At 58.7% G+C, this 23,509-nt stretch carries 18 protein-coding genes and 2 pseudogenes; 11 read left to right on the plus strand and 9 right to left on the minus strand.

The genetic code is table 11. From position 1 onward, the window contains the following. Window positions 1-87: 87 nt before the first annotated feature. Together YH62_RS24640 and YH62_RS24645 are read right to left on the minus strand one after the other, a co-directional pair. Entirely contained in the window at window positions 88-870 is a 783-nt protein-coding gene (locus YH62_RS24640; RefSeq protein ID WP_046796953.1) for an SDR family oxidoreductase, read from the minus strand. Further along, a complete protein-coding gene (locus tag YH62_RS24645) occupies window positions 870-1,997 on the minus strand; it encodes an iron-containing alcohol dehydrogenase (RefSeq protein WP_046796954.1) in 1,128 nt (375 codons plus the stop codon). Before YH62_RS24645 ends, YH62_RS24640 begins: the two co-directional genes overlap by 1 nt. 459 nt (window positions 1,998-2,456) lie before the next feature. Between YH62_RS24645 and YH62_RS24650 the strand changes: the two genes are divergently transcribed. After that, complete coding sequence (locus YH62_RS24650) at window positions 2,457-3,263, plus strand: IclR family transcriptional regulator (protein WP_046796955.1); 807 nt, start codon at window positions 2,457-2,459, stop codon at window positions 3,261-3,263. A gap of 92 nt (window positions 3,264-3,355) precedes the next feature. Here the strand turns inward: YH62_RS24650 and YH62_RS24655 are convergent, their stop codons facing one another. Continuing rightward, entirely contained in the window at window positions 3,356-4,063 is a 708-nt protein-coding gene (locus YH62_RS24655; RefSeq protein WP_082118492.1) for a GntR family transcriptional regulator, read from the minus strand. A 135-nt stretch (window positions 4,064-4,198) separates the two neighbouring features. Between YH62_RS24655 and YH62_RS24660 the strand changes: the two genes are divergently transcribed. The 6 genes and pseudogenes from YH62_RS24660 (at window position 4,199) to YH62_RS24680 (ending at window position 9,501) form a co-directional block, all read left to right on the plus strand. Further along, entirely contained in the window at window positions 4,199-5,236 is a 1,038-nt protein-coding gene (locus YH62_RS24660; protein ID WP_046796956.1) for a TRAP transporter substrate-binding protein, read from the plus strand. A gap of 64 nt (window positions 5,237-5,300) precedes the next feature. Beyond that, window positions 5,301-5,780 carry a TRAP transporter small permease gene (locus tag YH62_RS24665; RefSeq protein WP_046796957.1) on the plus strand — a complete coding sequence of 160 codons (480 nt, stop codon included), beginning with the start codon at window positions 5,301-5,303 and terminating at the stop codon, window positions 5,778-5,780. A 33-nt stretch (window positions 5,781-5,813) separates the two neighbouring features. Beyond that, window positions 5,814-7,085 (plus strand): TRAP transporter large permease, encoded by a 1,272-nt coding sequence (locus YH62_RS24670; protein ID WP_046796958.1) that lies wholly within the window; start codon window positions 5,814-5,816, stop codon window positions 7,083-7,085. Between the two features lie 25 nt (window positions 7,086-7,110). Then, a complete protein-coding gene (locus tag YH62_RS24675; RefSeq protein WP_046796959.1) occupies window positions 7,111-8,265 on the plus strand; it encodes a mandelate racemase/muconate lactonizing enzyme family protein in 1,155 nt (384 codons plus the stop codon). Between the two features lie 237 nt (window positions 8,266-8,502). Then, window positions 8,503-8,694 (plus strand): annotated as a pseudogene (locus YH62_RS30580) (transposase); the annotation flags it as partial. A gap of 213 nt (window positions 8,695-8,907) precedes the next feature. Then, complete coding sequence (locus YH62_RS24680) at window positions 8,908-9,501, plus strand: TetR/AcrR family transcriptional regulator (RefSeq protein WP_082118493.1); 594 nt, start codon at window positions 8,908-8,910, stop codon at window positions 9,499-9,501. A gap of 1,314 nt (window positions 9,502-10,815) precedes the next feature. Here the strand turns inward: YH62_RS24680 and YH62_RS30880 are convergent. Continuing rightward, window positions 10,816-10,971, minus strand: a pseudogene (locus YH62_RS30880) (helix-turn-helix domain-containing protein); the annotation flags it as partial. Window positions 10,972-11,559: 588 nt separating this feature from the next. On the opposite strand from YH62_RS30880, the gene YH62_RS24700 reads away from it, so the two are divergent. The 3 genes from YH62_RS24700 (at window position 11,560) to YH62_RS29705 (ending at window position 16,376) form a co-directional block, all read left to right on the plus strand. Further along, window positions 11,560-12,795: an efflux RND transporter periplasmic adaptor subunit gene (locus tag YH62_RS24700; protein WP_156176998.1), complete on the plus strand. Its 1,236-nt coding sequence runs from the start codon at window positions 11,560-11,562 to the stop codon at window positions 12,793-12,795. Window positions 12,796-12,806: 11 nt separating this feature from the next. Next, complete coding sequence (locus YH62_RS24705) at window positions 12,807-15,953, plus strand: efflux RND transporter permease subunit (RefSeq protein WP_046796962.1); 3,147 nt, start codon at window positions 12,807-12,809, stop codon at window positions 15,951-15,953. Between the two features lie 228 nt (window positions 15,954-16,181). Then, the gene (locus YH62_RS29705) at window positions 16,182-16,376 is read left to right on the plus strand and encodes a hypothetical protein (RefSeq protein WP_082118494.1); all 195 of its coding nucleotides are present in this window, start codon (window positions 16,182-16,184) and stop codon (window positions 16,374-16,376) included. Between the two features lie 490 nt (window positions 16,377-16,866). On the opposite strand, the gene YH62_RS24710 is transcribed toward YH62_RS29705, so the two are convergent. From YH62_RS24710 to YH62_RS24725, 4 genes are all read right to left on the minus strand, one after another. Continuing rightward, a complete protein-coding gene (locus tag YH62_RS24710) occupies window positions 16,867-19,086 on the minus strand; it encodes a molybdopterin cofactor-binding domain-containing protein (RefSeq protein WP_046796963.1) in 2,220 nt (739 codons plus the stop codon). A 3-nt stretch (window positions 19,087-19,089) separates the two neighbouring features. Beyond that, window positions 19,090-19,542 carry a (2Fe-2S)-binding protein gene (locus tag YH62_RS24715; protein WP_046796964.1) on the minus strand — a complete coding sequence of 151 codons (453 nt, stop codon included), beginning with the start codon at window positions 19,540-19,542 and terminating at the stop codon, window positions 19,090-19,092. 19 nt (window positions 19,543-19,561) lie between these two features. Then, window positions 19,562-19,993 carry a c-type cytochrome gene (locus tag YH62_RS24720; protein WP_052760503.1) on the minus strand — a complete coding sequence of 144 codons (432 nt, stop codon included), beginning with the start codon at window positions 19,991-19,993 and terminating at the stop codon, window positions 19,562-19,564. Between the two features lie 644 nt (window positions 19,994-20,637). Beyond that, on the minus strand, window positions 20,638-21,489 hold the full coding sequence (locus tag YH62_RS24725) for an SDR family oxidoreductase (protein WP_046796965.1): 852 nt from the start codon (window positions 21,487-21,489) through the stop codon (window positions 20,638-20,640). Between the two features lie 401 nt (window positions 21,490-21,890). Between YH62_RS24725 and YH62_RS24730 the strand changes: the two genes are divergently transcribed. Further along, entirely contained in the window at window positions 21,891-22,817 is a 927-nt protein-coding gene (locus tag YH62_RS24730) for an AraC family transcriptional regulator (RefSeq protein WP_170986281.1), read from the plus strand. A gap of 494 nt (window positions 22,818-23,311) precedes the next feature. On the opposite strand, the gene YH62_RS24735 is transcribed toward YH62_RS24730, so the two are convergent. Then, window positions 23,312-23,509, minus strand: a 198-nt coding sequence (locus YH62_RS24735) for a LysR substrate-binding domain-containing protein (RefSeq protein ID WP_046796967.1), incomplete at its 5' end; no start/stop codon positions are given.

The following is a 23,509-nucleotide window of genomic DNA, read 5'->3' on the forward strand; positions in this document are numbered from 1 at the left end:
TGATGGTGTGTGCGAAGCAAGCGTTGTCATCAGTCCGTTCGTTCCTCCTCCGAACTTCTCTGGCAATCTAAAGCTTCCGGCCCGCAGTCATAGTCCTCCCGCCACGGTAATGACGGTACCGGTGACGAAGCCGGAACCTGGTGATGCGAGCCATAGTGCCGCCCGCGCGATGTCCTCCGGCTCGGCAATGCGTCCCATAGGGGTCACGGCTGCGATTTTCGCGGGGCGCTCGGGATTCCCCCCCTTGAGGTGGATCCGGGTGTTGGTCGTTCCGACGCGGATGGCATTCACCCGGATGCCCTCCGGTGCCAGCTCCTTGCCTGTGCCCGCTGTGATAGTCTCGACGGCACCCTTCGAGGCTGCGTAATGGATGTACTCGTTCGGGCTGCCCAGCTCTGCCGCAAGCGAGGACATGTTGACGATTGTGCCGCCATTTCCACCGTGCCGTAACGACATTCGTCGGGCCGCCTCCTGAGTGCAATACACGACGCCATAGGTATTGACCGCAAATGTCCTCGCGAGCTCTTCGGGACGAAGCTCCTCGAGCCGGCAAGCACGCCCGATAATGCCGGCATTGTTCACCAGGCAGGAAAGCCGACCGAGTGCTTCATCGCAGGCGGTAAACAATTGTTTGACCTCTTCCCGATCGCCGACATTGCCGCGCACGGCCACGGCTTGTGCCCCCGCGGCTTGGCAATCGGCAACCACGTCAGCGGCGGCATCTGCATCGTTAAGGTAGTTAACGCAGACATCAAACCCTTCCACTGCCAGGAGTCTTGCGGTCGCAGCGCCAATGCCGTGGCTTGCACCGGTGACGAGCGCAACGGGTCTCTTCTGTTGTTTGTCTGCGGGATCTTTCACCACCTCCATCACATCACACTCTCGAGGATCTCGGCGTATTCCGCGCCTGTGAGCTCACGCGGGTTTGTTTGATGGCTGTGATCCGCCAGCGCGCGCTCGCATGTCCAGGCAAACACGTCGCGCGTGACACCAAGATCCGACAGCTTGCTCAGCACACCGAGCCTGCGGTTCAAATCGTCAAGTGCATCGGCCAGCGAGGTCCCTTCGATCCTCGCAGCCGCCTCGAGCCGGCTGATCTTGGCGGCTGTAGCGGCAAGCGAAGCATTGGCCCGCAGCACCGGTGGCATCAGAATGGCATTGAGGGTTCCATGGTGAAGTTTGAGGTCCTTCAATCCGCCCAGCGCGTGGCTGAGCGCGTGAACGGCGCCCAGTCCCTTTTGGAAGGTCAATCCGCCCTGCAGCGCTCCCATCATCACTTCTGTGCGGGCGGCTAGATCAGCTCCATTGGTATAGGCCTTGGGTAGAGCCTCCCAGATGCGGACAAAGCCGTCCAGAGCGATCGCTTCGGCTGGCGGATTGTAGCGCGGCGACAGATAGGTTTCGATGCAATGAGACAAGGCATCGAGACCTGTTGCTGCGGTGAGAGCAGGAGGAAGCCCAAGCGTCAATTCAGGATCGCAGATCGCACGCCGGGGAATGAGAAACGGGCTGATAAAGCCCAGCTTGCGGCCGTCGTCCAAAGTGATGAGCGCTGCTCGCCCGACTTCCGACCCCGTGCCAGCGGTGGTGGGAACAGCAACCAAGGGGGCAACCGCACTGGTGATCTTCGGGATGCCGCCGAGAATTGCGGCATATTGCTCCAGTTCGCCCTCATGTGTCGCAAGGAGTGCAACGCCCTTGGCAAGATCGATCGGCGAGCCACCGCCTATTGCGACCACGCCATTGCAGCCGTGCTGCCGGTAGGCCACCAAAGCCGCCTTCACGGCGGTTTCGGTGGGATTGGTGGGCACATCAAGGAAGGCCGGGGCTGATGAGAGCAGCTGCATTGCATCACGATCCAACAGACCCGCAGCCTTCACGCCGTGATCACTAATGACCAGAGGTTTTGAGATGCCAAGCTCGCTCAAGGTGTCGTGAAGAGAAGAAACCGCACCCGCACCGAAATGGATGGTCGTCAGGTATTGGATAATGTTCATGTCTGCTCCCGGGAAGAATGCTGGTGCTCTAGGTAGCGAGTAAGGCTGACTGCTGATATGGCCGCGACAGCGCTCGGATTTAAAAGGTGATTTGACGTAGGCGAGAGGGAAGGCCCGTATGATGCATGGCGCCGAGAAACGTCAGATAAGCCGCAGTCATGCTACCCTCCCCACGGTCAAAAGGTTGCGAACCGCTTCCTCCAAGCAAGCTCGCTTGTCGCCCACAATGTGGACAGTCTGTCCACTTAATGGTTGCTGAGCCGGGTATTTTTGTCAACCGCAAGCTAGGGGCAGGCGGAAGTTTTTCATGCGGAGGGGGACGGAGCTGCACGACCGAGTCTGCGCCTCGCCATTCCGGTGAATGCGAGCGTCCTTGCGCGGGCTAAATTTCGCGCGCATCATGGCTAGGTATGAGATGAATCCGCCTAGCAATCACTTTCGAGTCCGAACGATTACACAATGAACGAGCACACGACTATATCTCAAGGAGACGCGATTGCCCGCCCGGTACAAGGGACCGCATCCTTCTCGAAGTTTATGGCGGTGCTTCAGGCGATTGCTGACAACCCGGGGAAGCTAGATATTTCACAGCTTACCGCATCCGTTCGCTTTCCTCGTGCAACCACTTATCGCATCGTCGCAGGCCTCGTCGCCGAAGGGCTGGCGATCCAGAACGACAATGGTAGCTATTCGCTGGGAAATAGGCTGATCCAGTTCGCCTCGAAGAGCTGGGAAGGCTCCGATCTTCGCACCGCAGCACGCCCTTTTATCGAGGCACTGCGCAATGCCACGAAAGAAACTGTTCACCTTGCCGTGCCAAGTGGCAATGGTATGGCCTATATCGATAAGCTCGAAAGCCCGAATGCGGTGCGCATGATGACCAGGATTGGTGCGCGCGTCGAATTCCATTCAACCTCCGTCGGCAAGGCTTACCTGGCGGCGCTTCCAGAAGAGCGAGCCCGTCAGATCATCGCGGGACTTGAGTTGCGGCCCTTCACCGAGTTCACCTTCACCGATCGCGAACTCTTCCTTGACGAGATCAGGAAGACGCGGGATTGCGGCTATTCCTATGATCATGAGGAGAATGAACGGGATATCCGCTGCTTCGGCAGCACCATATATGACAGGTCCGGCGAGCCGGTGGCGGGGGTGAGCATCAGCATTCCTCTTTACCGCTACGATGAAAGCAAGCATGCGGAATATGCCCGCATGATCCGGGAGACTGCGGGCTTGATCTCAGGATCCCTGGCAGCGGTGGTGAAATAGAAAAAGGCCGTGATTAGACTTGCTTATGCGGACGAGTGAGGCCTAGGAAAGCTGCCGCGCCAGCGGTCACCAAGAGCCGTGTCGTGATGCGTTCACTCTCCGGCCCAAGCGCGTGGCAATCCCGCTTGCCTCATGCGCTGAATAAGATTTCGTTCTGCCGCGCGAGCGTGCTTCTCCACAATCTCCTGTGTTGCCTTCACGTCATGACGTGCAACTGCATCCATGATGGCTCGGTGCTCTTCAATCATGGCCAGGCGTCGCGCAGGACTGACGGGATATCGGCGTGCCAGTCCCCGTACAACTTCGCTATGACGTTGCCTGATCGCCAGCGCCTCCTGATTGAAGTGTCGATCATACATAATGCCGTGGAAAGCGTCATCCAGCCGATCCAGCTTGATCTGATCCTCTGGTCGTTCTTCTATGCGCAACTGGACCTTCTCCATGGCTGCCAAGTCTTCATCCGTCGCCTGTTCCACGAAAAGGCTGGCAAGATAGGGCTCGATGAGGGCGCGAATATCGAAGATATTGCGAACGAAGGCCTCGTCCAGAGTCCTCACCCTGGCGCCGCGATTGCGGTGAATAATGACGAAGCCCTCCCCGCTGAGCTGATGCAGCGCCTCACGGATGGGGTTGGTACTGACTTGGTATCGGCGGGCAAGATCGTGAGTCTTCAACCACGATCCTTCGGCAAGAACGCCGTTGATGATGTCCTCGCGCATCCGCTCATGTAGAGGCTGAAACGACTTCTCTGGCAGCGCATGTGAGGCGCCGCCGGCAGGTTTAGAATTCCCTTTCAACATCGACGATCACCTTTTTCCCAGAGACATAACTCATCTAACGTAGCCATAATCATACATCAATATGCATTTGACTTTGTACAATTTTGACAGTTTTATAGGTGAAACAAACGCAAATGGTTGGAGGAGTGATTGCGGATGTTCAAACCAAAATCTCACATTTTCGGTGCCCTGGTACTGGGCGCTGCCATGGTGTTCGGCGCTACCGCAGCTTCGGCAGCAGAGATCAAGTTCGCCTTCGAGATGTTCGAGGGGGATAATCCGGAATACAATGCGGCCAAGGCCTTCAAGGACTACGTGGAAAACAAGAGCAGCGGTGAACTCACCGTGCGTCTCTTTCCAGGTAATCAAATGGGGTCCGTAAGGGACACCACTGAAATGGTTCAAGCCGGTACGCTTGAGATGACGCTGCCATCGGATGGCGCATTCGCTGGCTTTTACCAGCCGATTCAGGCCTGGTCGCTGCCTTATTTGTTCCGCTCGGCCCCCGTGGCTTGGGAAGTGATGAACGGTGAGTTCGGCGAATGGATGCTGAACGACATCGAAGAGAAGACAGGCGTCAAGGCCCTTGCATTCTCGCAGAACGGCTTCCGATCGTTTGTCAATAACGTTCGGCCGATCAAGACGCCGGCAGACATGCGGGGCCTGAAGATCCGGACTATGGAAAGTCCCGTCTACATGGAGATGGTAAAAGCGCTTGGGGCCAATCCCACTCCGATTGCCGGCTCCGAGGCCGTCATGGCGCTGCAGCAGGGTGTTGTCGATGGCCTCGAGAACCCCCCGCCCGTGCTATATGCTGGCGGAGCGGCCGATGTTGCAAAGCACTTGACGCTGAATGAACATGTTCTCGGCCTGCATATCATCGTTGCCAACAAAGCGTGGTTCGAGTCGCTGAGCCCTGCACATCAAGCGATCGTGCGCGAAGGCGCTCGTGTGATGGCGACTATAGAGAATGTGGAGAAGACAAAGGGCGACTGGATTTACGCGAAGATGATTGCCGACGAGAAGGGCGTCATCGTTCACACCTCCACCCCGGAAGAAAAGCAGGCCTTCAAGGAGGCGGTTTATCAGCCCGTTCGCAAGTACATTGCCGAGCAGGTGGGTGAGGATCTGCTCGCCAAGATGGAAGCCTCTGTCGCTGAGGCGGAAAATAAGATGTACGGCCGGGCCGACTGATTGTCACCCATAGGTGTGCCGATCTTCTTTCGGCACGCTTCTTTGTCTCTTTGGATATTTGATTATGAAAACCCGCGACATATCCCGCGGCCTCGCCAGGGGCTGTGAACTCATCGCTGCGGCTATCTTGCTCGTAGTTTGTCTTATCAACTTCACGCAAGTTGGCGGCCGTTACCTTCTGGGAACATCGCTGAGTTGGGGTGAGGAAACGATGCGCTACATCATGATGTGGCTGATGATGTTGGGTGGTGTAGCGGCTGTCTATCGCCTCGAACACATGGCAGTGGAAGGGGTTCAGGACCTTGTCTTGGCAAAATACCGCCACTTCATGAGAGGTGCACTCTATGCCTTGGGAGGCATCCTGTTCGTCCTACTCGCCTATTATGGCTGGTCGGCTGCGATGCGGAATGCCGCACAGAACGCTGCCGCATCAGGCATGCCTATGATCGTTCCCTATATGGCGATCCCCGTCGGCTCCGTCCTGATCCTCGTTCAGATCGTCCTCTGCTGGATCTCAGGCTTCGGCATCGAAGAGAATGACTGAGCCCGTCCCTTTCACTTCCTTTGAGGGCTGAAAATGCTTTGGATTGCAATCCTTTCAATGGTGCTGTTGCTGGGCGGAGTTCCCATCGCAATGGCTCTTGGGCTTGGGGGAACTTTGGGTGTCTGGTTGGCTGGCATTCCTTTGCAGGTCATCATCACCCGATTTTTCGCCGGGGTAGACAGTTTTGTTTTTCTCGCCATGCCTTTTTATATTTTGGCGGCAGAGATCATGAACCGAAGCGGAATCACGACCCGCCTTATTCATCTGTCTTCGATCTTCACCGGTCGCTTCCCCGGTGGCACCGCCTACACGAATGTAGGTACATCGGTATTGTTTGCTGGCGTATCCGGCTCTGCAGTGGCAGATGCAAGCGCGCTTGGCCGCTTCTTCATGAAGGTCATGCCGAAGGAAGGCTATACAAAGGAGTATTCCGCAGCGGTTACCGCCGCTTCCTCGATCATCGGCCCGATCATTCCGCCTTCCGGCCTAGCGATTATCATGGCGGCCGTAACTGGTTTGTCAGTGGTGGATCTCTTCGTGGCTGGAGTCGTGCCAGGAGTGCTCTTCGGCTTGGCCTGTGCGCTGGTAATCTTCATCAAGTCTGTGAGGAGCGGGCTGCCCAAGTCCATCGTGACGGTAAATCGACAGGACCTCCCAAAGCTCCTGCTCGAAGGTACAGCCGTTATGCTTCTGCCCTTCATCATCGTCGGCGGAATGGTCACTGGAGCGTTCACGGCCACCGAAGGTGGAGGTATCGCCGTGTTCGTTGCAGCTTTGCTAGGCCTGTTCCTGTTCCGATCGATCACCTGGGCTGATCTGTGGGATGCGCTGGTCGTCTCGGCGCGAGGAAGTGCGACGATCTATCTTCTGGTCGCTGCCACATCTATTCTGTCCTACTCATTGAACCTGCTAGGGATCGGCGGTGTGGTGACTGCCGCTGCCCCCTATTTTGAAGGCAGCCCCTTGCTGTTTTTGGTCGGGGTCATGGCGCTGATGCTGTTCCTTGGGCTGTTCTTAGATATCGGGGCAGCGTTGCTGATCTTCGTACCTCTGGTTATGCCGACCATCCTTCAGCTCGGCATAGACCCAATCCAGGCCTCGATGGTGATCATCCTGTCGCTGGCCATTGGCCTGATCACGCCCCCTGTTGGTGTTGTTCTTTTTATCCTGATGAAGATTGGCAACATTAGGCTGACACCGCTGATGCGCGAATTGATGCCATTCATCTACGCAGAGATTGGCATCATCCTGCTTCTTATCCTCTTTCCATCTCTCTCGACTTGGCTGCCCAACCAGCTTCGCTAGTCTCGTTCAACTTCCGGATATCTAAATGAAAATCACTGCAATAAAACCCTATATCGCTCGTGTGGGGGCAAGAAACCAGCTTGTCGTCAAGGTCGAGACAGACAGCGGCATCCACGGTTGGGGCGAGTCCGGTCTTTCCTACCGCGAAAAGGCGGTTGCCGGTGCGTTGGATCATTACGGGCAGTTCTTGCTGGGCCAGGATCCTCTTCGTTGCGGCGCCCTGTGGCAGGAAATGTATCGCAGCCAGTACTTCGAAGGCGGGCGCGTGCTTGCGGCGGCGATCGCAGCGTTGGACATCGCCTTCCACGACATCAAGGGTAAGGCACTTGGTGTGCCGGTTTACCAGTTGCTCGGCGGCAAACAACGCGACCTGGTGCCAGCTTTCGCGACGACCTCCGCGGAGCCTGGCGAGGAAATGGTTAATCAGACGGTACTGTTGAAGGAAGCAGGCTGGAACTGCATGCGCTTCATTGCGGCGGGACAGGAAAACACCGACCATTTTGAGCCTCGGGAGTCCATTGCCGTGACGGCCGAATGGGTACCACGGGCTCGCGCAGAGGTTGGACAGGCGATGACCCTGGGTGTCGAATACCACCATCGTTTGAGTGTCGCGGAGGCTGCATCCTTTTGTCAGAAGATGCCCAAAGGCACGATCGACTTCCTGGAGGAGGGGATCCGTGACGAGACTCCCTCAGCTTATGAGGCCCTGCGTCGGATGACGGATGTTCCCTTTGCCATCGGCGAAGAATTCTCATCCAAGTGGCAGTTTCTTCCTTATGTGGAGCGCGACATTATGCAGTTTTGTCGGATCGACATCTGCAATGTGGGGGGATTCACCGAGGCGATGAAAGTCGCTGGCTGGTGCGAAGCTCATTATATCGACCTCATGCCGCATAACCCACTCGGTCCTATCTGCACGGCGGCCTCTGTTCATCTGGGTGCGGCAGTTGCGAACTTCGGCTGGTTAGAGTGCCGCCAGAGCCCCGCCGAACAACATTGGGGCTTCGACAATCCTAAGTTGTTCCCGCGACAAATCGAGATGGACGGCGCCTTCTACGTTGTCTCTGATGCTCCGGGCTTGGGGATCGAAGTGAACGAGGAAGAGCTTCAAGAACTGCCCTTCGAGTATTCCGAACCTCCGCACCTACGCCGGACCGACGGGTCGTTCACCAATTGGTAGAGGTCCTTCGTGAGCGTCGTATGGTTGCGGTCATGGCGGCCCCGCGGCGATCTACAAGGTTTGCTTTCAAGGTCGTCATCTCCTTCGAATGACTGAAAGGAAGTAGAATTGTGACTTATGTGATGTCGAGGATCAATGTCTCGAAAAAGTCGTGCCGAAACTCACTGCTTTACTGCTGTCAAATCGCGCCGGATTCTGATTCCGGGCTCACCATGAGCCGATATGACCGCGTGTTGTGATCGGCGCGTGCTGAACGGTATCTTTTGGTGTCGTGATCTGGTGCGCCTTAGCGCGACCTGCCCGAGCGCTATAGCCCACGCACTACTTGCTACAACCGGCTTCGTGCGATGGCGGAAGGCACGCGTGTGGGGCCGACCGATGGAGAGTATCACGGCTGCGCACGACGCTGAGATCCAGATGATCGACAGCATCTTCGTCGCGTCCACCGCAGGCTGCGACGGCAAAAAGGGGGTCAGTTCACCAGAAAGCACGCTGGGTTACTAGAGGCATCCTATCGCAGCACTTCTCTCTGGTAGGCGAGCGGGTGCTTTCGCGCGCTATACCGTGCCGATACTAACCTGGTTAGTTTATCTGGTTACCCTATGATAGAGAAAACGAAGAGACTACAAAGGGTGGAGAGACATGGGAAGAGCACAATCGGCAAGACACGGTGAGCGACGAGACTCAATCCTGGATGCCGCTGGGCGGGTTTTCATGCGCGATGGCCTTCAGGGTGCTTCAATCTCGGCGATCTGCGCGGAGGCCGGAATTAGTCCAGGCCATCTCTATCACTATTTCAACAGCAAGGACGAGATTGTCGAGGCGATGGCCGAGGGCTATCTGGAGTATGTCCGGGAACATTTCGCGAAAATGGCTGCCTGCGGGAGTGTCGTATCGGCCATTGATGCAGAGTTTCAGCGAGCGATGGAGCGTTCGAACAGCGGCAGCCATGGGCTGCTGTTCGATATGATCGCTGAAGCTGGACGCAGCGAAAAGGTCGCCGCCACTCTTGAAAGAAACACCCGTGCAATATGTCAGCTGCTTGTCGAGCTGATCCGGAAAGGGCAGCGAAACGGCGAGATCAGGGCTGATCTGGATCCGGCTATCGTAGCAACCGCGATCATAGGCGTGATCGATGCCATCAAGATGGTCGCTAGACGGGATAGGAAAGTAGATCTTCGGGCGGTGATCGCTATGATCGGCGCCATGATAAAGCGCTTTATTGTTGCCGAGTGACCTCATTGCTGACGCTCTTCGCGTCAAGTCCTGTAAACCGGATGCCGATTTCGATGAAACCGTCCCTTTGTTCCGAGATGATTGCGTGCCCGGTTTCCGGGATGATCTCGCTCCCTGTCTAGTGGGGTTCCTCAGGCGATAATTGTTGTCAGGCCATTCAAGCGGGGTGCAAGCTTTCCGCAGCAGGTTTCGGCTTGACTATCGCTCGACGCGGTGGAAGGCAGGGCAGATGGGAGCGTTGGCAATGCCGTTGTTGCCAACAAAAGACCCCACCGTTTGCCGGTGGGGCAGGTCGGGGAGGACCTTCTCTTGAAAAGCAGGTCCTGTTTTCTATCGCACGTAATAAATATCCTGACGAGGTCAGGTTCCCGCATTTCGGTACTGTAGGGACTTTGACGATTTTAGGCGCGTGTCTGAGGAGATCTCCCTTGATCTGTTTCAGGTCGTTTTCAATGGCATCGGGGATTACGAGCTTGCGAACCGTGTCAGCGACGCCTCGCCGAACCAATCCAGTTCACGGGGATCATATCGTTCGGTTCGGATGATATAAGAGAGAGAGTTCAGGCCATAACAGGCTGTGTAGATTTCGCCCGGCGTAATGGTCTTATCGCTTCGATGGTAAGACCTGTAAATGACCGAACTGTGCCCGCGCTGTCTGGCGATGAGGCTGAAGGATATTTCCTCCAAAGTTGTGTCTGCGTGGTTTGTGAAGGTAACCGCGAGCGGAGCGTTCGGGTCTGTGCATAGCTGTGGATTCGAGCTGGCCGCGATAGACACGGATCGGGTCGATGGCAGCTGATTGTCGCTCCGTTCCGCAGTGAATAAAAGCCCGACATATACAGCTGCGAGTGTTCCGAGTACTATGATACCGGCCTTATGGGAAAACCAAAAGGTCACGATGACGACCACGGCGCCTATCACCCACGCCATCGCAATTCCGTATTTCTCCCGTAGGGCTCCACCATTACCTATAGGTATGGCGTTCGCGGGCCGATCGCAATGCTGGAAAGTTTAAGCCCGCAGAAGCGGTCTGTCGCTAACAGGTGATTTGGGATTAAATCCAGCCAAAGCCTTTCACCATCAGGGCTCCCAGTTCGAATGCCACGGAAATCATTGCACGGAATAGGATACGAAGATCCGTTGTTCGGATTGATGAGATATCGCCCCGCATCTCTTTGAGATCGGTTTTCAACTCCGCTATGTCGCGCTGGATGAATTCGACAGCGGATTCAAGATTGGCTATGGCCTCAGATCGTGTTCGCGCATGAGGCAACGATCTTTTTATGGTTCACGACCGACAGCGTGCGCATCTTAGTCGAATGCGGCTTGCTCGTGCTTCTGAACCAAGATGCGGATAAGGTTGCGTGATACGTCGTGGCGTTTTGCCAAACCATGCAGCGTTTCGCCGGCGAGGAATTCCTGCGCGACTTGATGTTAGAATTCGACGCTGTGATTTTCGGTGCTTTGCATGGGTCTTCTTTCCGAAACCTGGTAAGCCGGTCAATTTCTCATCCCAACCTGTTCACCCCAAGGGGCGCACTCCAGCCCCTCGACAGGATCGAGCGTCGGCGGGCTGTCCGTTCGGCAGCGTTCTGAAGTTCTCCTCGACTTTGTATCTGTTGTTATCCCGTGTAACGCGGATCTAACAAGTAGTCTTGGCGGTCGAGCAGTCTTGTGCCCGCCCGCTTGGTCAGTCCGGTATTCCCGAAACACTTCCAAAATTACACGCGCAATCAAATTAGAGTTATCGCTCTAATTTACGGTAGCTGTGTTTGCTGCACCGCGGTAAGGTCGCCAATGCAAGGACCACGCCACCTTCAGGCAACCTTTGCAGGCGTGCTCGCTATGGAAGCGCGAGTTCGAGCTTCCAGGTTTCGGCGGTGGCATCCACCCCGCCGCCGGAGCCATGCAGTCGGTTTGAACACTTCGAACGGCAGGGGTGTGCCCCATTGGGCGGCGCTGATGCCTAGCTGAACTTGTGCGTTACGGCTTGATTGGCTGAGCGCGGCGCCGCAGCGAAGGATCGAGATCCGGCGTCGCGGCTACACCGGAGTATCAATGACTAACGATAATTCCCTGATCAAACCTGTTTCCTTCGCGCGCCGGCAAAAACTGCTTGGCGCGCTTGCTGTATCGGCCTTCCTGGCCGCCCCGCCAGGTGCTGTTCCCACAGCCTACGCCCAGCAAGCGGCGCAAACGCCGCCTGCCGTCACCGTCCTTACAATCCGTCAGCAGGCCGTACCGGTCTATTCGGAAATGCCGGGTCGGACCACCGCCTATGAGACCGCCGAGGTTCGCCCCCAAATCGGCGGGCTGATCCAGGAGCGGATGTTCGTCGAGGGAGAGGAGGTCAAGGCGGGCCAGCAGCTCTATCAGATCGATCCCGCACCTTATCAAACCTCTCTCAACAGTGCCGAGGCCGCGCTCGCCCGTGCAAGGGCGGCCGTCACCCTGGCGCAGGCCAATGCCGATCGCGCCCGCGCTCTGGTGCGCACCAGTGCCGTCAGTCAGCGTGATCTCGATACCGCCGAAGCGGCGTTGCGCCAAGCCCAGGCAGACGTGACTTCCGCGGAGTCTTCCGTTGAAGCGGCGCGCATCAATCTCAACTATACCCGCGTGCTGTCTCCAATCGATGGTCGCACCGGTCGCTCGTCGGTGACCGCCGGAGCTCTCGTCACCGCCAACCAGACAGCGGCATTGCTGACGATCACACGCCTAGACCCCATCTATGTCGACCTCACCCAACCGAGCGCACGACTGCTGCAACGGCAGCGGGCAATCGATACCGGCCTCTTGAGACGGGACGTCGGCGGGCAGGCCTCAGCCCGGATCATCCTTGAGGACGGTTCCGAATACCCCCACGCCGGGCGACTTCAGTTCTCTGAAGTCATCGTCGATCAGAACACCGGCTCGGTTACGCTTCGCGCGCTCTTTCCCAACCCGGACGGAACGCTGATGCCCGGAATGTTCGTCCGGGCCCGCGTCGAGGAAGGGATTGCCGACCGGGGGCTGCTCGTACCGCAGCAGGCCGTTTCGCGCACGCCACGCGGCGAACCCTCTGCCTTCGTTGTCAATGCCGAAGGTGTGGCAGAAGCGCGTATCCTGCGCACCGAACGCGCCATGGGCACCGATTGGCTCGTCACGGACGGGATCCGCGCCGGCGAGCGGGTGATCGTCGAAGGCGGGCAGCGGGTGCGTTCAGGCGCACGCGTAAGTGCCACTGAAGCGACGGCAGCCGCGCCGGAACCACAAACGGATGCGGCTCAGGCTGCTTCTCAGCGTACTGGGGGTTGAGGAAGATTTCTATGGCACACTTCTTTATCAACCGTCCTGTCTTTGCGTGGGTGATCGCGATCACGATCATGCTTTTCGGCCTGCTTTCTCTGCGCACATTGCCGGTTTCGCAATATCCGGCGATCGCACCTCCGGCCATCTCAATCACCGTCAGCTATCCTGGCGCCTCGGCAGAAACCGTCCAGAATACCGTCGTGCAGGTGATCGAGCAGCAGCTCAACGGTATCGACAACCTGATGTATTTCAGCGCGACGAGCAGCAAGGATGGGAGCGCCACGATCACCCTGACGTTCGCGCAGGGGACCGACCCGGACACGGCGCAGGTGCAGGTTCAGAACAAGCTCTCGCTCGCTACCCCGCGTCTGCCCCAAACCGTACAGCAGCAGGGCATCCGCGTCGCCAAATCGACCGGCAACTTCCTTATGGTGGTCGGGCTTGTTTCTTCCAGTGGGGCTCTCGACCGCACCGATATCGCCGACTTCATTGTCTCCTCCCTGCAGGATCCACTGAGCCGCACGGCCGGCGTCGGTGACTTCCAGGTCTTCGGTTCACAATATTCGATGCGAATCTGGCTCGATCCCGCAAAGCTCCTGAATTTCGGCATGACGCCGGGAGACGTTTCGGCTGCGACCCGCGCCCAGAACGTCCAGATTGCCAGCGGCGAGATGGGGGCTCTGCCCGCGGTCCGGGGTCAGCGCCTCAACGCGACCGTCATAGGACCCTCGTATCTTCAGACGCCCGAGGAATTCGGTGCGATCCTGTTGCGTGTGCAACCCGACGGCTCGCAAGTCCGGCTGCGTGATGTCGCTCGCGTAGAGATCGGCAGTGAGAGCTACGCCACTTCCGGATTCTACAACGGTCAACCGGCCGCCGGTATCGGCATCAGACTGGCGAGCGGTGCCAATGCGCTGAACACAGTGGCCGCCGTGCGCGAGACGATAGAGCGCTTGCAACCGTCCTTCCCGCAAGGACTAGAAGTCGTCTATCCCATGGATACGACGCCGTTCGTGCGCCTGTCGATCGAAAACGTTGTCCGCACGCTTATCGAGGCCGTGATTCTCGTGTTCGTCGTGATGTTCGTGTTCCTGCAAAACTTCCGGGCAACGCTGATTCCGACGATCACTGTGCCTGTCGTGCTGCTCGGTACTTTCGCTGTTCTCCAGATGGCCGGCTTCAGCATCAACACGCTAACGATGTTCGGGATGGTGCTGGCGATCGGTCTCCTGGTCGACGACGCCATCGTCGTAGTCGAAAATGTCGAACGCGTCATGGCGGAGGAGCATCTGTCACCGCTTGAGGCAACCCGCAAATCGATGAATCAGATTACCGGCGCACTTGTCGGCATCGGTCTCGTGCTGTCGGCCGTGTTCCTGCCGATGGCCTTTTTCGGGGGATCGACAGGGGTCATCTATCGGCAGTTCTCGATTACCGTGGCGACCGCAATGGCGTTGTCGGTCATCGTGGCGATCGTATTCACGCCGGCGCTCTGCGCCACCATGCTCAAACCGCACATACCCGGCCAGGGAACACGCGGGTTCTTCGGCTGGTTCAACCGCAACTTCGATCGGGCCAATCGCCGCTACGTGAGCGGTGTTCGATACACATCAAGCCGGCCGATCCGGATGATGGTCATATACGCCGCTCTGCTCGTCGGTTTAGCGTTCATGTTCATCCGCTTGCCCGGCGCCTTTCTTCCCGACGAAGATCAGGGCACCGCCTTCGTGCAGGTGATTTCGCCACCGGGAGCGACAAGCGAACGCACCCAGCGCACGCTTGATGAGATAACCCGCTACATGCGGGAAGAGGAAAGCGGCGTCGTCGCATCGACGTTTGCAATCAACGGCTTCAATTTCAGCGGCCGTGGGCAGAGTGCAGGCATGGCCTTCCTGCGTCTACGAGACTGGTCCGAACGCCCAGGAGTGGAAAACAGTGCCCAGGCGCTGACGCGACGTGTAACGGCGAGGTTCGCCAACTACCCCGACGCGATGATCTTCGCCTTCGCCCCGCCCGCCATCACCGAGCTCGGAAACGCGACGGGTTTCACATTCCAGCTTCTCGATCGGGGCGGTCTCGGACACGAGGCGCTCATGGACGCTCGCGGCCAGCTTCTCGGTATGGCCGCGCAAAGTTCGGTTCTCGCAGGCGTGCGGCCCAACGGTCAGAATGACGAAGCGCAGTTCCGCCTGGTCATCGACTGGGAACGTGCGAGTGCGCTTGGTCTTTCGGTATCAGACATCAATACGACGCTCTCCACCGCTTGGGGAGCGTCGTATGTGAACGACTTCATGGACCGCGGTCGTGTCAAGCGCGTCTATATGCAGGGAGACGCAACCAGCCGCATGCTGCCGGAAGATCTCGATCGCTGGCATGTCCGCAACGCCACCGGCCAGATGGTTGCCTTCTCCGCTTTCGGTCGGGCGGAATGGGGGTATGGTTCGCCGAGGCTTGAAAGATTCAACGGGATTGCCTCGGCCGAGATCGCCGGAGGTCCCGCACCCGGCTACACGAGTGGCCAGGCGATGGCCGAAATGGAACGACTGGCCGCACAGCTACCTGCGGGCTTCGGCTTCGAGTGGAGTGGCCTCTCGTATGAAGAGCGCCTCTCAGGATCCCAGGCGCCGATGCTCTACGCATTGTCGCTGCTCATCGTGTTTCTCTGCCTGGCGGCGCTTTACGAAAGCTGGTCAATCCCGGTTTCCGTATTGCTCCTCGTCCCGCTCGGCATCCTCGGAGCGGTTGCGGCGATGCTCGCACGTGGCCTGTCGAATGACGTCTTCTTCCAGGTAGGCCTTCTCACGACCGTTGGATTGGCAGCCAAGAACGCCATCCTGATCGTGGAATTCGCCAAGGAGGGGTTCGATCGCGGGTTGGGCCTCGCGGAGGCGGCCCTCGATGCGGCACGACAGCGGCTCCGGCCCATTATCATGACCTCTCTTGCTTTTGGGCTAGGTGTCGTGCCTTTGGCGATCGCCTCAGGGGCGGGGTCAGGGGCCCAGCGGGCGATCGGCACCGGCGTGCTCGGCGGCGTCGTGAGCGGCACGCTGTTCGCCATCCTCTTCGTTCCGATCTTTTTCGTCATCGTGCTGAAGCTGTTCCGCACGAGACGCAAGGGAGAGGTGGAGCCGGAAAGCGGAGCGAAGCCGGTCCCGGCGGAATGACCAAACATTGCGACCGGTCTTGCCGAAGGCCGTTCGCAGTCTTATCGCGACACTGAATCAAGGTCGGCCTGTAAACAATATGGGCGACGTCGAGAGCCACTCGCGCGAGGCACAGGACTCCTGAACAGAGAAAGTATTGATGAGGCTTATGAGAGGAGCTCTTGCTTTGCTTGCGGTCGTGGCGACCGGACAGTTGCGGCGGGAGCGGAACAGTTCGGCGAGCACGATGTGGAACTTGCCGGACAGCACTGTCTTGGCGACCACAACAGGTCCAACATCTCGTTGCACAATTACGAGCGGATGGATGAAGGCATGGTCTTCGTGCTGCATACGCAATGGCTGGAGCTCTCGGCCGGCTGGAGTGCTCCCCGTATAGCACCCGCCGGCCAGCCGGTGGTCGGTCTCGAAGCTGCCCGGGGCTGAAGTCGGTCATCTTCATCACCGTCCGCCTTTCTCCGTCGGCGTGAAAGTCTTCGTTTCTCCGCCAGATAGCCGCAAACAAGTCGCTGATGCATCTGGCTTCCGGCCATCTGCGCCCTTTGGACTGCCGGGTCATGGAACGGCATCCCTGTAGCTGCAACCGCGGCATCGCGCATCGCATTAAATCTCAACGCCGACGTGATCGAGTTCATCGCCTCGGAGCCAACTTTCGACGTCTTGCTTGATCTCAAGCTCAGGCGTTCTCGTGCATCATACTGCCCCGTGGCGAATAGTGATGCTATTGCCCGGGAGTATGCGACAGAAGACGGCCAGGGGCGTCTCGTCATGCTCGACGGGACTCGTCGTTGCTTGGAGAGTAAGGAACGCTCCCAATGAACCTATACGGGTCAGAGAAGCAGGCGATATAAGTCTCCTGGCAGACAGGCCGACGAGGCATCATCGATCGGCCTGTCTATTGGAGGAGACATGCAGTTCAGCTTTCGAGAGCCGCCTTCACGCGTTCGGGGAGGAATGGATAGTGTCGCAGCCGAATTCCGCCTGTGAGCCGGGCGAAGGCATTAGCGATCGCCGGGCCGGTAGGGGGAAGGCCTGCCTGGCCGATGCCGCCAAAAGGACTGCCGGGCGTTGGCACCACGGCTACCTCGATCTCCGGCGCCTCGGACATGCGGATGACTCGGTAGGTGTCGAAATTCGACTCCTGTACTTCGCCGTCGACGACATTGATCTGTTCGAACAGCGCATGACCAGTCCCATTGGTAATGCCGGTAATCATCATGGCCTCGATATGGAGCGGTTGGATGGCCACACCGGGATCGATGGCGCACCAAACCTTATGCACCCGGATCTCGTCCGTGTCCCGGTTAAGCGAGATCTCAGCGACCTGTGCACAATGTGAGCCAAAGGCATCGGAGTAAGCAATACCAAGCCCGCGTCCGTCCCGCATCCGATCCCACTCAGCCATCCGGGCAACGGTCTCGATCACCCTCCGCGCGCGCGGTTGGTCCTCGAGAAGTTCCAGTCGCAACGCGACGGGATCGATGCCTCTGGCGGCGGCGATCTCGTCGACAACGCATTCGATTGCGAACCTCGTATAGCCGACCCCCACTGCGAACCAGAACCCGATTGCAAGCCCGTTATCCTGACGCAGATATTCAATTTGGTGGGAGGGGATGGCGTAGTTGAACTTGGCACCCTCGGTCACCACGTCGTCGTGCCCGCCTGCCTCTGCGAACACCGGCGGCAATGTTCGCGCAAAAATGGAGTCCGCCACGATCCTGTGCCGCCAGCCGACAATATTACCTTCGGTATCTAGCCCCACCTTGACATGCTGTGCCTCGAGCGGCCGGAACTTGTCGTGGCGGACGTCATCCTCGCGGCTCCAGATGACCTTGACGGGCCGCCCCTCCACGGCCTTGGCCAGTGATACCGCATCGATGATGAAGTCGGCCTCGGCCTTGCGTCCGAAGCCGCCGCCAAGCAGTGTGGTGTTGACCTTCACCTTGTCGGGCGTGGTGCCTGCGACTTCCGCGGCAAAGCCCTGGGTGCCCGTTGGCCCCTGAGTCGGCGCCCAAATTTCGACCCTGTCGCCGGTCACCAGCGCCGTGGCGTTCATCGGCTCCATGGTCGCGTGGGCGACATGGTCGCTCATATAGTCGACTTCTATCACCGTCTTGGCACCGGCAATCGCAGCCTCGGCGTCACCAGTTATGTGCGCCGGAACGCCTTGCTTCTCGAGGTCGCGGCCGACGGCGCGGTATTCGTCTAGCAGCCGTTGGCTCGTATAGTTGCGAACCCGTGATGTCGTGCTCCAGGTCACGTTGAGTAGGTCTTTCGCACGCCTGGTCGCTTCAACCGTCTCGCCGATAATGCCGACGCCGTAAGGCAGTGGGACGATATGCGTGACGCCCGGCACCCCCCGCGCTTCGGCGCCGTCGATGGCTTCGGGCCGCTCGTCCTGAACCGGTGCCCGCAAGACCGCGCCATAGAGCATGCCCGGAAGCTGGACGTCGATTCCGAAGACTGCAGTTCCATTGACCTTTGAGGGCACGTCGATCCGCGGTATCGTGCGGCTTCCTATGTAACGCCACCTGTCGCTCGGCTTGAGATCAGCCTCCGTTGTCTGGGGCAGCGGATTCGGAAGCACGCCGTTGGCGGCGATCTCACCGTAATCCAGTGCCCGGCCCGAGGTGGGGTGCAATACTCTGTTTGGCTCGGTCGTAAGCTCCCTCACTGGCACGTTCAGCATGCCGGCAGCGGCCGCCATCAGGACCATGCGGGTCTGGGCACCGGTCAGGCGAAGCAGCGCATGATAGCCACGCGTCGACTCGCTGCCGCCGGTGAGCTGAATGCCGTAGAAGCCGGGATTGCCGTAGGTCTCAGCGTCAGAGGGCGCTTGCACGACCCGCACACGGTCCCAATCGGCATCCAATTCCTCGGCGATGAGCAGCGGCAGCGCCGTCGTGATGCCCTGACCCATCTCGACGGCAGGCGCGATGATGCTGACCGTGCCGTCTGCAGCAATCGTGACCCAGGCATTGGGGCGGAAATCACCCTCGGCGGTGGTAGCCGGGGTCGCGCCGTACGCAAGGTCGGGCAGGCTTGCGAACGCAACGACGATGCCGAGGCTGCCGGCTGAGACGAGGAAACTACGCCGCGACAGCGCGCGACTTTGAGGCTGTTGAGTCGGGGTCATGGTTCAGCCCTCCTGTGCTGCGCGTTGGATCGCGCTGATGATGCGGACATAAGTCCCGCAGCGGCAGATATTCCCGTCCATGTGGTCGATGATCTGATCGCGGGTGGGATTGGGTGTGGCCGCAAGAAGGGCGGCGGCCTGCATGATCTGTCCGGACTGGCAATAACCGCATTGCGGCACCTGCTCGGCAATCCAGGCCCTCTGCAAGGGATGGTTGGCGTCCGGTGACAGACCTTCGATCGTTGTCACCTCGCGGCCGGCGACATCCTCCAGGAAGGTCTGACAGGAGCGGGTCGGCTCCCCGTCGACGTGGACAGTGCAGGCCCCGCATTGTGCGATCCCGCAGCCGAATTTGGTGCCGGTCAACTTTAGATGTTCCCGGATCACCCAAAGAAGCGGTGTATCAGGTTCGGCGGCCATATCGACCACGCGCCCGTTGATGGTGAAGGTTGTCATGAGTGCTTCTCCTTGATCTTTAATCAGCCGGTTGGCTTTCGAGGTACTGAATGATCGCTGCTCGCTGGGTGGCGTTGGGAATGGCAACGGTCATCCGTGTGCCGCCGACCATGCGGCCCGGTGCCGTGAGAAAGGTGTCTAAGGTTTGGCTATCCCAGGTGATGCCGGAGGACCGCATCGCATTTGAGTAGGTGGCACCTTCGACCGTGCCGGCAGGCCGGCCGATCAGGCCTGACAAGTGTGGACCCGCCTTGTTTTGACCAGCTTCCACGCTGTGACAGGTCGCACAGCGTTGCTGAAACAGACGCGCTCCATCAACATCCTGGGCGGTGGCTGGAGAGTGACACAGTTGGCCCGATATTAGTAAAAGGGTAGCCAGAGGGACACGTCCAGTTCGTTTAGCCAGGTCGGCGGGCAGACCAGACATTGCACGAATTTGGGTAGACATCATTGCATTGCCTCCATCGCTACGGGGCACGATAAACAACCCCAGCGATACGAGCTATTCGGCTACGTCCCGAATATCGTCGCGATCGTCCAGAATCGCCGGGGCGTCACGTTGGTGCTCGAATCATGAGCCGGGCACCAACGAGCCACCCGCTTCACCGAGAGGTGCAATTCGTCCAGTTGGTTCGATGACAGGAACGCGCTGAGCAGATGTTGCCTAAAAGGCACCGTCGATGCTGGCCATCGTTGTCAGATGGTCTCCGATGCAGAGCCTCAGATCGGCATCTCGACCGCGTGACGGCGCCTATCCAGACATCAAGCGGTCGTTCAGCATTTCCGACGAGGAAGGAGACCGGAGACATCAGTCCTCGGTTAAACCTAAACGAGGCGCTCATCAGATCGTGCTATAAAACCATCGACTATCGCAAATAGTTGCCACCGAAGCTGCTGGATATGTGAGCATGCCGTCACTGCGCTGCGCCTTGGCCTGGAGATCGCCAGCCAGTGGGGGCATCCAGCGATCTCCTTTTCGGATCTTTGGGAACGGGGGCGGCGGTTCCCTGATCAGATTTCGATTCTTCAGTCGATGCCGATGGCAACGGCGCTTAGCGGCGATTTCGGTGGCACGGGCAAGCCGGCTGCTCTCTCTTAACCGAGGCCGCCGTTTGCGAACACATTCTGGCCGTCGATCCAGGCACCGTCCTGAGAGCAAAGAAGAGCGATCACGCCGGCGATGTCTTCCGGCAGACCCAAACGACCGAGCGGTGTCTGTTCGGGAATTCCTCGGAGCGCGTCTTCTCCGTGCTGACGGAGGAGTTGCGTGTCGACTGCACCGGGTGCTACGGAGTTGACCGAGATGTTGCGGCCCGCCAGTTCCTTCGCGAGGACGCTGGAAAAGAGAACCTGGGCGTATTTTGTGGCCGCATATGCGCCCGTAGCCGGGGGAGGGGTCTTTATGATGCTCGAACTGAGGCTGATAATCCGACCGCCATCACGCGTGCGCCGCGCCGCTTCCCGCAATACGTTGAAACTCCCCTTCACATTGGTGGCCATCATTCGATCGAACGCCGCGTCGGTCATTTGAGCAAAGGGGCCGACATTCATGATCCCGGCATTGTTCACCACCACATCAACCGCGCCGAAAGCCTCGTCATTGGCGTCGAAGAGGGCCTTGACCGCTACGGGATCAGCCACGTCCGCTTGGCAAACGATGGCGCGACCGCCAGCCGCCTCGATGTCGGCCACGACCTGAACGGCCAGATCGCGATTGGTGAGGTAGTTCACAGTTACGGCGTAGCCGCCCCGCGCCAGACGCTTGGCGGTAGCGGCGCCGATACCCCGCGACGAGCCGGTAACGACGGCGACCCGACCGGCGCCAATCAGGGTGCTGGCGCCGGCGGTGGATGTCTGGGCCGAAGCCGCGCTCGTCAGGGCTAGAGCCGCGGGCGCCGCAGCGGCGAGGGTCATGAACGTGCGGCGGGAGCTATCAGTATCGGACATTTCAAGGGTTTCCTTTCTTGAGGCTGTTGCAAAACTTGCTCGGCAGGGGTGCGCAGGCGGCTAGCGCAAGGCGCGCCACGCCCGGTTGTCTGAATGAACAGAAATATCGTTATTGCTGTGAGGGGAGGGCGGCGATGCGATGTTTTGCGATCAGCACGGCAGTTGAGTCTGGCCTGCTTCCCTAGACGCAGGTGATACCTATTTGAACATCTATTGACCGCAGGGCAGTTTCTGTCATGTTCGGCGAACTCCTCGCTTGTTTGGCACCTTCAAGCTAGATGGAGTGCACCGTGAACCGAATGCCTGAACTCTCAAGAAACTTGCCTATTCCTGCAAAGGGCGATGTGCCGCCGGATATGAATTGCGAGTTGGGTTGGCCTCGCAGCCAGCCGGAGGTTTACGTGTCGTCACCGCTTCTTGCGACGGTTACCGCCTATATCGAGGGTCAGGGTGGCGGTGAGGGTTTGTTTCCCACGCCGATTGACGGGTTCAACATCGTCCGTTCTTGTCAGGCAATGATGATGCCGATGCGGGCGATTTACAGGCCATCGCTCTGCGTCGTGATCCAGGGAGGAAAAGAGATCCTCTTTGGTGACGACATGATGTCCTACGGCGCGATGGAGTGTCTTGTCGTAAGTGTGGAACTGCCGGCCAGCGGACGGATCGCCAAGGCGAGCCCCGACGCACCCTATATCGGCGTTACCATAGATCTCGACGTGACGGTGATGCGCGAGGTGGTTGAACAATTGGATGAACCGCCCGTTCCACCTACCAGCCCCGGTCCCTGCATGTTCGTGAGTCGGGTCGATGCACCTCTGGCAGATTGCATCCAGCGTCTTATCAGGATGTCCGAGGCGCCGAAGACGATCCCGATCCTCTACCCCTCCATCATGCGCGAGATCTGCTTCTGGCTTTTGAACAGCCCTCATGGCGGCGAGCTCTATAGGCTAGCGTTACCCGAATCGAATATCGAGCGGGTGGTGAAAGCCATCTCCGTGCTGCATACGAACTTTGCCCACACGCTGCATGTGGAGCATCTGGCCGAGATCGCGCGAATGAGCCCGTCGTCGTTCCATCAGCATTTCAAGGCGCTCACCTCGATGACGCCGCTCCAGTTCCAAAAGCAACTGCGCCTTTTAGAGGCGAGACGGCTGATGGTTGTTGAGGCTGCAAGCGTAGCGGAGGCTGCCTATCAGGTCGGCTACGAGAGTGCTTCGCAATTCAGCCGCGAATACTGCCGGATGTTTGGTGCTGCTCCGAAGCGTGACGCGATGAACCAGCAGCGCTTGTATAACGAATACGCCAGCCGCACAGTCCGCACTGCGTAGGTCGCGCCGGGGGAAGGCGGCACTTTACAGTCTTTGATAAGAGCCGGCCTCCTCGAAAAGAAATAGTGTTTCGATGAACCTTCAGAGACTCCTGTTAAGCAACGCCCCTTCGGCTTGATGAAGCCTATAGACGCGCGAAGCGGCGGAACCAGTTGCCGGCCAGGATGGTAGAGGTAAGGACTGAGAGCTATTGCTACCGCGCGGCTATAGCTGCGGGTCTTGAGCAGCCAGAACTTCAGGGATTCCTGACAGTTTCCGGACGATTGCGAGGATAATGCGGACTCTAGAGCTGAGGCGTGGCGACCGCGTCACGCTCGTGGCTCTCAGAAACTGCGTGTTCGCCGCATCAGTTGCGCAGCACCTGAATAAGGCTTAGCAACGGCGAGACCTTTCCTATCATCGCATTGGGCGTCGGGGGCAGATCGAAGCGCTTGGCGTCGTTCGGTCGACCGTTGCGGTGCGGTGACCGTACCCCGCGCTTTCGGCATGGCGCATCACCTCTGATTGCGGATGTATTCGAGGAAAACCCGCATGGCCGCGCTCGTATGCCGCCGGCTCGGATAATAGAGATACCAGCTCGGCAGCTTCTGCTTCCAGTCGGTGAGCAATTCGATAAGTCTGCCTTGTTCGACATCGTCGCGGACATAATCCTCGAACAGGTGAGCTATCCCCGATCCCGCAAGTGCGGCCTG

It is taken from the genome of Rhizobium sp. LC145 (assembly GCF_001005825.1).
Lineage (GTDB): Bacteria > Pseudomonadota > Alphaproteobacteria > Rhizobiales > Rhizobiaceae > Neorhizobium.

What these genes read in the sequence shown, in the direction of transcription:
- YH62_RS24640 (WP_046796953.1), bottom strand. Translation starts at nt 870, where the DNA reads ATGGAGGTGGTGAAAGATCCCGCAGACAAACAACAGAAGAGACCCGTT.
- YH62_RS24645 (WP_046796954.1), bottom strand. Translation starts at nt 1,997, where the DNA reads ATGAACATTATCCAATACCTGACGACCATCCATTTCGGTGCGGGTGCG.
- YH62_RS24650 (WP_046796955.1), top strand. Translation starts at nt 2,457, where the DNA reads ATGAACGAGCACACGACTATATCTCAAGGAGACGCGATTGCCCGCCCG.
- YH62_RS24655 (WP_082118492.1), bottom strand. Translation starts at nt 4,063, where the DNA reads ATGTTGAAAGGGAATTCTAAACCTGCCGGCGGCGCCTCACATGCGCTG.
- YH62_RS24660 (WP_046796956.1), top strand. Translation starts at nt 4,199, where the DNA reads ATGTTCAAACCAAAATCTCACATTTTCGGTGCCCTGGTACTGGGCGCT.
- YH62_RS24665 (WP_046796957.1), top strand. Translation starts at nt 5,301, where the DNA reads ATGAAAACCCGCGACATATCCCGCGGCCTCGCCAGGGGCTGTGAACTC.
- YH62_RS24670 (WP_046796958.1), top strand. Translation starts at nt 5,814, where the DNA reads ATGCTTTGGATTGCAATCCTTTCAATGGTGCTGTTGCTGGGCGGAGTT.
- YH62_RS24675 (WP_046796959.1), top strand. Translation starts at nt 7,111, where the DNA reads ATGAAAATCACTGCAATAAAACCCTATATCGCTCGTGTGGGGGCAAGA.
- YH62_RS24680 (WP_082118493.1), top strand. Translation starts at nt 8,908, where the DNA reads ATGGGAAGAGCACAATCGGCAAGACACGGTGAGCGACGAGACTCAATC.
- YH62_RS24700 (WP_156176998.1), top strand. Translation starts at nt 11,560, where the DNA reads ATGACTAACGATAATTCCCTGATCAAACCTGTTTCCTTCGCGCGCCGG.
- YH62_RS24705 (WP_046796962.1), top strand. Translation starts at nt 12,807, where the DNA reads ATGGCACACTTCTTTATCAACCGTCCTGTCTTTGCGTGGGTGATCGCG.
- YH62_RS24710 (WP_046796963.1), bottom strand. Translation starts at nt 19,086, where the DNA reads ATGACCCCGACTCAACAGCCTCAAAGTCGCGCGCTGTCGCGGCGTAGT.
- YH62_RS24715 (WP_046796964.1), bottom strand. Translation starts at nt 19,542, where the DNA reads ATGACAACCTTCACCATCAACGGGCGCGTGGTCGATATGGCCGCCGAA.
- YH62_RS24720 (WP_052760503.1), bottom strand. Translation starts at nt 19,993, where the DNA reads ATGATGTCTACCCAAATTCGTGCAATGTCTGGTCTGCCCGCCGACCTG.
- YH62_RS24725 (WP_046796965.1), bottom strand. Translation starts at nt 21,489, where the DNA reads ATGTCCGATACTGATAGCTCCCGCCGCACGTTCATGACCCTCGCCGCT.